The organism is Mycobacterium sp. (genome assembly GCF_035653355.1).
Lineage (GTDB): Bacteria > Actinomycetota > Actinomycetes > Mycobacteriales > Mycobacteriaceae > Mycobacterium.
Map to the genome: position 1 here is coordinate 1 of NZ_DASRBZ010000209.1, position 2356 is coordinate 2356.

Genomic DNA, 2356 nt, shown 5'->3' on the forward strand with positions numbered 1-2356 from the left:
CTCGCGGGAGACGTTCGCCGTCGCGGTCGAGTCCAACGCCTACGACGACCCGGCCGAAGTGCGTCGTATCGAGCATCAGGTGGCCCACGAGGTTGTCGCCGAGGTCGACGTGCGGCCCCGCAACGTCGTCGTGCTGGGACCCGGCACCATTCCCAAGACGCCGTCGGGCAAGTTGCGCCGGGCCAATTCCGTCACACTGGTCACCTAGGGTTCGCGCCGCATCGCGCGGAGCAGTAGGGCGGCGAGCAGACGCAGAATTGCACACGCGGGGCGCGCGCAGTGCGATTCTGCGTCTGCTCGCGCCACCTAAGTCAGCGCGGCGGCGATCTCCCTGGCCGCTGCATCGCCGTAGGCATCGGCCAACCGCGCCACGGCGACCTCGCGGTCCCACTCCCACTCCTGCGTGCCGGTGGACTCCAGCACCAGCACGGCGACCAGCGAGCCCAACTGGGCCGAACGCTCCAGGCCCAGGCCGGCGCTTCGGCCGGTGAGGAAACCGGCCCGGAACGCATCACCCACCCCGGTGGGGTCGACCTGGCTGGTTTCCGGTACCACGTCGACATGTATCACGGTGCCGTCCGGGTCGACCAGGTCCACCCCCTTGGCGCCGAGTGTGGTGACCCGCAATCCCACCTGCGCCATCACGTCGGCTTCCGACCAGCCGGTCTTGGACAACAACAGGTCCCACTCGTAGTCGTTGGTGAACAGGTAGGTGGCGCCGTTGATCAGCCTGCGAATCTCCTCGCCACTCAACCGCGCCAGCTGCTGAGATGGGTCGGCGGCAAATGCCAGACCAAGCTTGCGGCACTCCTCGGTGTGCAAGAACATCGCGTCCGGGTCGTTGGCTCCGACGATGACCAGCTCAGGGGTGCCGATCGCGGAAACCACGTTGGCCAAGGAGATTTCACGCGCTTGCGACATGGCGCCCGGATAGAACGACGCGATCTGGGCCATCTCCCGGTCGGTGGTGCAGACGAAACGTGCGGTGTGGGCCGTCGTCGAGATCAGCACGTGGTCGCAGTTGACGCCGTGCGCCTGCAGCCAGTCGCGATAGTCGGTGAAGTCGTCGCCGGCCGCACCGACGAGCGCGACGTCCCCTCCCAGCACGCCGATGGCGTACGCCATATTTCCGCCCACACCGCCGCGGTGGATGACCAGGTCGTCGACCAGGAAGCTCAGCGACACTTTCTGCAGGTGCTCGGCCAGCAGCTGCTCGGAGAACCGGCCCGGAAACCGCATCAGATGGTCGGTTGCAATCGAACCGGTCACCGCAATCGTCACGAAAAGTCCACCCTTCATTCGTAAGCTCGTCTAGCTAAGACTACTCAGGCTAGCCGCCACCAGGACGTCCCGGCCAGCGGCCAGGCGTGCGCTAGCCTGCCAAGGGAGCTCACCGGAAGCCGAACGCTGTCGGCGACACTCGTCGCCCCGTCAACACGGTAGGAGAACTATCGATGGCCGCTCCGCATTCGCCGAACCACGGAGTCGGCGCCGAAGGACCGGCCTACATGGAACCCCACCCCAGCCAGCCGATTCCCCCGCAACCGGCCTACGCCGGCCCGCCGGCGGGCGAAGCAGCGCCTCCGTCGGCCGCCTACCCGGGCGGGTTGCCGCCGCCGGTGCCCTACCCGAGACGACAGCGCCGCCGATGGATCATTGCCGGCGTAGTGGCATTGGCGCTGATCGCGGCGATGGCAGCCGCCATCGCCCTCGGGACGCACGAGAATCGGGCCACTGTTGGCGGCCCTTTATCGGAGGCCACGGCTAAGACCGCGATTCAGGGCTATCTGGATGCGCTGGAGAACCGCGACATCGACACCATCGCCCGCAACACGTTGTGTGGCATCTATGACGCGGTGCGGGATCGCCGCTCCGACCAGGCGCTGGCCAAACTCAGCAGCGACGCGTTCCGCAAGCAGTTCTCGCAGGCCGAGGTCACCTCGATCGACAAGATCGTCTACTGGTCGAACTACCAGGCCCAGGTGCTATTCACAATGCGAGTCCGGCCAGCAACCGGCGGACCCACTCGTGACAAGGTGCAGGGGCTCGCGCAGTTACTGTTCCAGCACGGTCAGGTGCTGGTGTGTTCCTACGTGTTGCGAACGGCGGGCAGCTACTAGCCGCCGGCTACTCAGTTGAACGAGTCGCCGCAGGCGCACGAACCCGTGGCGTTGGGGTTGTCGATGGTGAAGCCCTGCTTCTCGATGGTGTCGACAAAGTCGATCGATGCGCCTTGCAGGTACGGCGCGCTCATCCGGTCTACGGTCAGCGTGACGCCACCGAACTCTGCGGTCAGGTCACCGTCGAGGGTGCGGTCGTCGAAAAACAGGTTGTAGCGCAGCCCGGCGCAGCCCCC

The 2356-nt window shown here is 66.4% G+C and carries 3 protein-coding genes and 1 pseudogene; 2 read left to right on the plus strand and 2 right to left on the minus strand.

The annotated features are described in order from the left end of the window. A pseudogene (locus VFA16_RS07105) lies at nt 1-208 on the plus strand (long-chain fatty acid--CoA ligase); the annotation flags it as partial. A 98-nt stretch (nt 209-306) separates the two neighbouring features. On the opposite strand, the gene VFA16_RS07110 reads toward VFA16_RS07105, so the two are convergent. Further along, nucleotides 307-1281: a carbohydrate kinase family protein gene (locus VFA16_RS07110; protein ID WP_324967134.1), complete on the minus strand. Its 975-nt coding sequence runs from the start codon at nt 1279-1281 to the stop codon at nt 307-309. 173 nt (nt 1282-1454) lie between these two features. Between VFA16_RS07110 and VFA16_RS07115 the strand changes: the two genes are divergently transcribed. Next, nucleotides 1455-2120, plus strand: a complete 666-nt coding sequence (locus VFA16_RS07115; RefSeq protein WP_324967135.1) for a hypothetical protein — start codon at nt 1455-1457, stop codon at nt 2118-2120. A gap of 11 nt (nt 2121-2131) precedes the next feature. On the opposite strand, the gene VFA16_RS07120 is transcribed toward VFA16_RS07115, so the two are convergent. After that, nucleotides 2132-2356 (minus strand): HesB/IscA family protein (locus tag VFA16_RS07120; protein ID WP_324967136.1); only part of this gene is annotated, 225 nt, incomplete at its 5' end.

Excerpts from the sequence above, each read along its gene's own strand:
- VFA16_RS07115 (WP_324967135.1), top strand. The coding sequence starts at position 1,455 with ATGGCCGCTCCGCATTCGCCGAACCACGGAGTCGGCGCCGAAGGACCG.